A 5,170-nucleotide genomic window follows, 5' to 3' on the forward strand; every position below is an offset into this window, starting at 1 on the left:
CGCCACGTCATAATCCTGTATCGCGGCCATTTCACGCTCCTCCGCCGGCGAGCGCGAAAGCGCAGACCAGCATGCCGATGACATAAAGCGTCGTCCCGGTCGCGTTGTACCAGGGGGCGCGCTCGCGCGGGCGCTGAAGCAGCCTTCCCATCAGCCCAAGCTGGCACGCCAGCAGCAGCCCGACCGCGAACGCCGCGAGCCGGTGATCCCAGGCGATCATCAGCCCGATCACCACGAGCTGCGGCAGCGCCATCACCACGCAGGCGAGCCGCGCCGCCGGGGCAACGCCGAGCTGCACCGGCAATGAGCGGATGCCGCTCCGCCGATCCCCCTCGACCGACTTGAAATCGTTCAGCGTCATGATGCCGTGCGCGCCGAAACTGTAGAGCAGCGCCAGCCACAGCACCGGGGCGGAGGGCAGCGCGCCCCGCATCACCGCGGCACCGGTGAACCACGGCACCCCCTCGTAGCAGAGGGCGACGGCGGCATTGCCCCACCAGCCATTGCGCTTGAGCCGCAGCGGCGGCGCGCTATAGGCCCAGGCCGCGAGCAGGGCGAACACCGCGGCGCCGAACCCCCAGCGCCCGAGCGGCACCGCCACCGCGAGCGACAGCGCGGTCCAGATCAGCGCGACGTAAAGCCCCCAGCGCCCCGGCATCCTGCCGGAGGGGATCGGCCGGTCCGGCTCGTTGATCGCATCGACATGGCGGTCGAACCAGTCATTGACCGCCTGCGAGGTGCCGCAGACCATCGGCCCCGCGAGCACCATGCCGAGCAGCAGCTCCGGCCAGCGCCCGGCCAGCGGCGCGCCGGAGGACACGGCGCCGCAGACGAAGGCCCAGATTGCGGCGAACCAGGTAACCGGCTTGAGAAGTTCGAGACAGACCCGGAAGCCGGGCAGCGATTCCGGGGCGACGCGCAGGGGAGCAAGCGTGAGGTTCGTCTCTTTCGCTGACGCCATCGCTCCCCCTTCGGCCTATCCGGGGCTGGCCGGCGCGGCATCCATCATGCCGTAGCGCCGCAGCTTCACGTAAAGGCTCTGTCGCGACAGGCCGAGCATCTCGGCCGCCGAAGCCCGGTTGTCGCCGGTAATGTCGAGCGCCGCCTCGATCGACAGCCGCTCGATCACGTCGGTCGTCTCGCGGACGATATCCTTGAGCGACACCCGGCCGATCAGTTCGCTGATCTGCTCGAGGGAGCGCGGCACTGTCCGCGCCGCGGCAGGGCGCATGAGTTCGGACGTAGCCCGCCCGGCGACGTTGCGAATCGCAAAGCCGAAGCAGGGCTTGCCGTCGCTGACCAGCGAAACGGCCGAGATTTCGACATCGATTTCGGCGCCGAACTCGTCGCGCAATGTCGTCGGATAGAGGCGAACCGAGCCGTTCTGCCGCAAATTGGCTGTCACCACCGGCAGGTCGACTCCAGGTCGGCCGAGCCACTGGTCCAGCGAAAGCCCAACCACCTGCTCGGGAGATGCCGCCTGCACCATCTCGGCGAAGGCCGCATTCGCCGCGATCACCCGCCCGTCATGCCCGGCGACGACGAACCCGTCCGGCGCGTTGTCGATCAGTTTGAGCAGGTTCGCCTTGCCGGCGGGCAGCACGTCCTGCCGATCCGGGAGTTTCACCGGCGAAAGCCGGATGAGGAAATTCAGTCCGCTGCCCTGGCGGATCACAAAGGCCGAGAGGCCGACGGGTTCCTTCTGCCCGAGCAGGCCGATCGGCGTGTCATCGGCGCGGCCCGTCCGGCTCACGCCGCCCAGCAACCGCTCGAGCGTGGCCCGGCTGCCCGGTTCGACGACATCGGCAAATCCCCGCCCCACCAGCTTGCCCTGTCGGCGAAACATCTGCTGTGCCGCCGGGTTGGCCTCGACCACACGCTGCGTTGCGCCATCGAGCACCAGCATCGGCTCCGACGATTGCTGAAAGAGAATCCGATAGCGCGTCTCGACATGGCGCAGCCGCGAAAAATCCCGCTCCAGTGACTGCTGCACGTCGATCAACCGCTGCTGCAGTGTCGCGATGGTCCTGAGGTCGCGGCCGAAGGCGACGATGCTGCCCTTCTCGCCGATCGCCATGGCCGAAAACAGCACCGGCACGTCCCTGCCATCCCGCCCGGGACAATTCACGTGCCGGTCCGTGGCAAGCGCCTGATCCGCAGGAGCCTCGCCCGCCGCGCTCAGCATCGCGACCACCTTGTCACGACTTTCCGACGTCACGGTCTCCACCCAGGGCCGCCCGACCCAGTCGGAAATCTCGGCGAATTCCCGCGCAAGCGCCGTATTTTGAACCGCGATGTCACGGATCACACCCTTCCGGTCGACGATGAGGGCGATGTCCGCCATCGTCGCGATCACCATCCCGACAATGTCCGCACTCATGCCGACGAGCCATTTGCCGGGCGATTTGAAGGCTTTCATCTCGGACCACTCTTTCAGGAATTCGTTTAAATATTCGAGACGTCTGAAGTATCCTCCCTAGTGTCAACTTTCAACTACCCCGATCGTCAACGCGTAGTGACATGCGTCTAGTTCGGGCGTTGTCTCAACGCCGTGCGGCCGTCCGGTTGAGATCCAGCCGGCTTGCCTGGCGCAGCGCGTCCTGTGCGTCGACGGCCATCGAGTCGGCCCCCACGAACTGGCAGCGTTCCGGATAATCGAGAAAGACCTTGCCGCCGACCATGACGTGGAGAGCCGGATTTGGCGCCACCGCGCGCAGCGAGCGGATGATGGCCGGCAGCCCTTTCAACCAGCGGTCAGCTGTCACCGAAAGGCCGATCACGTCGAACCAGTTGCGCCGCGCGATTGCCAACAGAACCGTCCGCGTGCTGCGCGGCTCGGTACTCACCAGCCACCCGGTGCGGCGGAACACATCGGCCAGCACCGCAATCCCGAATGTGTGCTGCTCGCCTGGCGCCGCCGCGAACAAGGCCTGTCCGGCCATCCGCTCCATACCGGCCGGCAGCTCTGGCGGCGGGCTGGTCTCGAGCAGGATCTGGTTCAGTCGCACCATTCCAAGCGTCACGGCGGCGAAGTCGCAGCGATCCTCCTCCCACAGCACCCCGAGCCGACGGGCGGCCGGGGTGAGCAGATCGCGCAGTATCATGTCGTGATCCGCCCCACGCGCGGCGAACTGCTCGATCAGCACATGGGCGCGGCTGAGATCGTCCATCAGGATGCAGCCGAGAAACTGCTCGACCTCCCGCGCCGAAGGCTTGACCAGACTGACATCGACCCAGACGGGCAAGGGCAGATGGCTGGCGATGACGCGCGGCAGAACCTGCTGCCGCAGCACACGGTCCAGCAGGTCCGACCAGGGGGGGAAGTATGTTTGCGGCTGACGCCGAAGGGCGTTCCGGTCGGCAAGGCCGCCGCTGTCGATCTGTTCGGTACCGCTCTCGGTGTCCCCGAAGTGCAAATCCAGATACGCATCTGCAGATTCACGCATCAGATACCTCCCGAACATGGGCACAGGATGGCATTAATTTTTCCCGAATGTCAATCGATATTGACGTAAATATAGATTGACATTCGGAGCGGCCGGACGCTAGCCTTTCAATTGTCGCTATGACGCGACCGAGGAAATTCCGATGATTCGGCTTGATAAAATGAAATCTGGCCATCGCTGCCCCCAGCGGGCTGGCTGGGTAGCGCCCGCACGATAGCGGACCACTGCCTGCCGGCTTCCTTTTCGTTGTGGATCGAACGCTTCTCGAGAGGGCATGTCAAGTGGACTTTACACGCATCATCGACCGTCTGGTCGCCCCCGTGAATTGCTGCCCGTGGCAGGGCCACGCCTACGGCATCTCGGCGCAGGCCCATCCCGCGCCCCGGCGCGGCACGCGGCGCTCGCCCTATCTCTACAGCGTCGAAGAGCGGCGGCGGCGGGATTCGACGCCCTGGACCACGGTGCAGGCCATCCTCGCCCCGGTCCAGTTCGCGGTGTTCCTGATCAGCGTCTGCCTCGTGCTGCGCTATCTCGCCACCGGCGAGGGCCTGGCCGTGGCCACCGCCTCCATCCTCGCCAAGACCGCGATCCTGTTCACCATCATGATCACCGGCGCGATCTGGGAAAACGCGGTCTTCGGCCAGTATCTCTTCGCCCCGGCCTTCTTTTGGGAAGACGTGTTCAGCGTCCTCGTGATCGGGCTGCACGTCACCTACGTCGCGGTGCTGGTCACCGGTGCCGCACCCGCGCACACGCAGATGCTGATCGCGCTCGCGGCCTATAGCACCTACCTGGTCAACGCCACCCAGTTCCTGCTGAAGCTGCGCGCCGCCCGGCTCGAAGCCGCCCCCCGCGCCGCGATCCCCGGCTGATGAGCGCCTGCGCCACATCGCCGGCCGCCACACCCGCAATCATTGCCGAGCGCGGCCAGCGCGAGGTGTTCTGCGGGCTGACGGGGATCGTCTGGCTGCACCGCCGCATTCAGGATGCGTTCTTCCTCGTCGTCGGCTCGCGCACCTGCGCGCATCTGCTCCAGTCGGCGGCGGGGGTGATGATCTTTGCCGAACCCCGCTTCGCCACCGCGATCATCGAGGAGCGCGACCTCGCCGGCCGCGCCGATCTCGACGACGAGCTGGACCGCGTCGCCACCCGCCTGATCGCCCGCCGCCCCGATATCCGGCTGCTGTTCCTGGTCGGCTCCTGCCCCTCCGAGGTGATCCGGCTCGATCTCGGCCGCGCCGCCGCCCGGCTGGAGGAGCGCTTCGGCCGCAGCCCGCGCGTGCTCGCCTATTCCGGCAGCGGCATCGGCACCACCTTCACCGAAGGCGAGGATGCCTGCCTGTCCGCCCTCGTCCCCACCCTCGCACCCGCGCCCGGCCCGGCCACGCGCCTGCTGGTGGTCGGCGCCCTCGCCGATGTGGTGGAAGACCAGTTCCGCCGCCTCTTCGCTGCCCTCGGCATCGCCACGGTCGATTTCCTGCCCGCCCGCCGCGCCGACGCGATGCCGCCGGTCGGCCCCTTCACGCGCTACGTGCTGGCCCAGCCCTTCCTCGGCGAAACCGCCACCGCGCTGGAGCGGCGCGGCGCGGTGCCGATCGTCGCCCCCTGCCCGCTCGGCGCCGAGGGCACGCGACTCTGGTTCGAGAGCATCGCCGCCGCCTTCGGCATCGATCCCGCCCATGTCGATGGCGTGCTGTCGCTGCCCGTCCGCCGCGCCACCGCCG

The 5,170-nt window shown here is 67.4% G+C and carries 5 protein-coding genes; 2 read left to right on the forward strand and 3 right to left on the reverse strand.

Annotated elements, in window-relative coordinates; translation table 11 throughout:
• Nucleotides 1–31: 31 nt before the first annotated feature.
• The 3 genes from chlG to APM_RS09010 form a co-directional block, all read right to left on the reverse strand.
• Nucleotides 32–961 carry a chlorophyll synthase ChlG gene (gene chlG / locus APM_RS09000; RefSeq protein WP_007423057.1) on the reverse strand — a complete coding sequence of 310 codons (930 nt, stop codon included), beginning with the start codon at nt 959–961 and terminating at the stop codon, nt 32–34.
• Nucleotides 962–976: 15 nt separating this feature from the next.
• Entirely contained in the window at nt 977–2,419 is a 1,443-nt protein-coding gene (gene ppsR, locus APM_RS09005) for a transcriptional regulator PpsR (protein ID WP_007423058.1), read from the reverse strand.
• Between the two features lie 124 nt (nt 2,420–2,543).
• Nucleotides 2,544–3,446: a B12-binding domain-containing protein gene (locus APM_RS09010; protein ID WP_007423059.1), complete on the reverse strand. Its 903-nt coding sequence runs from the start codon at nt 3,444–3,446 to the stop codon at nt 2,544–2,546.
• 281 nt (nt 3,447–3,727) lie between these two features.
• On the opposite strand from APM_RS09010, the gene bchF reads away from it, so the two are divergent.
• Both bchF and APM_RS09020 read left to right on the forward strand, forming a co-directional pair.
• Nucleotides 3,728–4,318, forward strand: coding sequence for a 2-vinyl bacteriochlorophyllide hydratase (gene bchF / locus APM_RS09015; RefSeq protein ID WP_007423060.1), 591 nt, complete (start codon nt 3,728–3,730; stop codon nt 4,316–4,318).
• On the forward strand, nt 4,318–5,170 hold an 853-nt coding region (locus APM_RS09020; RefSeq protein ID WP_007423061.1), incomplete at its 3' end, for a ferredoxin:protochlorophyllide reductase (ATP-dependent) subunit N. The genes bchF and APM_RS09020, both read left to right, overlap by 1 nt.

It is taken from the genome of Acidiphilium sp. PM, from assembly GCF_000219295.1.
In the GTDB taxonomy this organism is placed as follows: Bacteria; Pseudomonadota; Alphaproteobacteria; order Acetobacterales; family Acetobacteraceae; genus Acidiphilium; species Acidiphilium multivorum.

What these genes read in the sequence shown, in the direction of transcription:
- chlG (WP_007423057.1), bottom strand. Translation starts at nt 961, where the DNA reads ATGGCGTCAGCGAAAGAGACGAACCTCACGCTTGCTCCCCTGCGCGTC.
- ppsR (WP_007423058.1), bottom strand. Translation starts at nt 2,419, where the DNA reads ATGAAAGCCTTCAAATCGCCCGGCAAATGGCTCGTCGGCATGAGTGCG.
- APM_RS09010 (WP_007423059.1), bottom strand. Translation starts at nt 3,446, where the DNA reads ATGCGTGAATCTGCAGATGCGTATCTGGATTTGCACTTCGGGGACACC.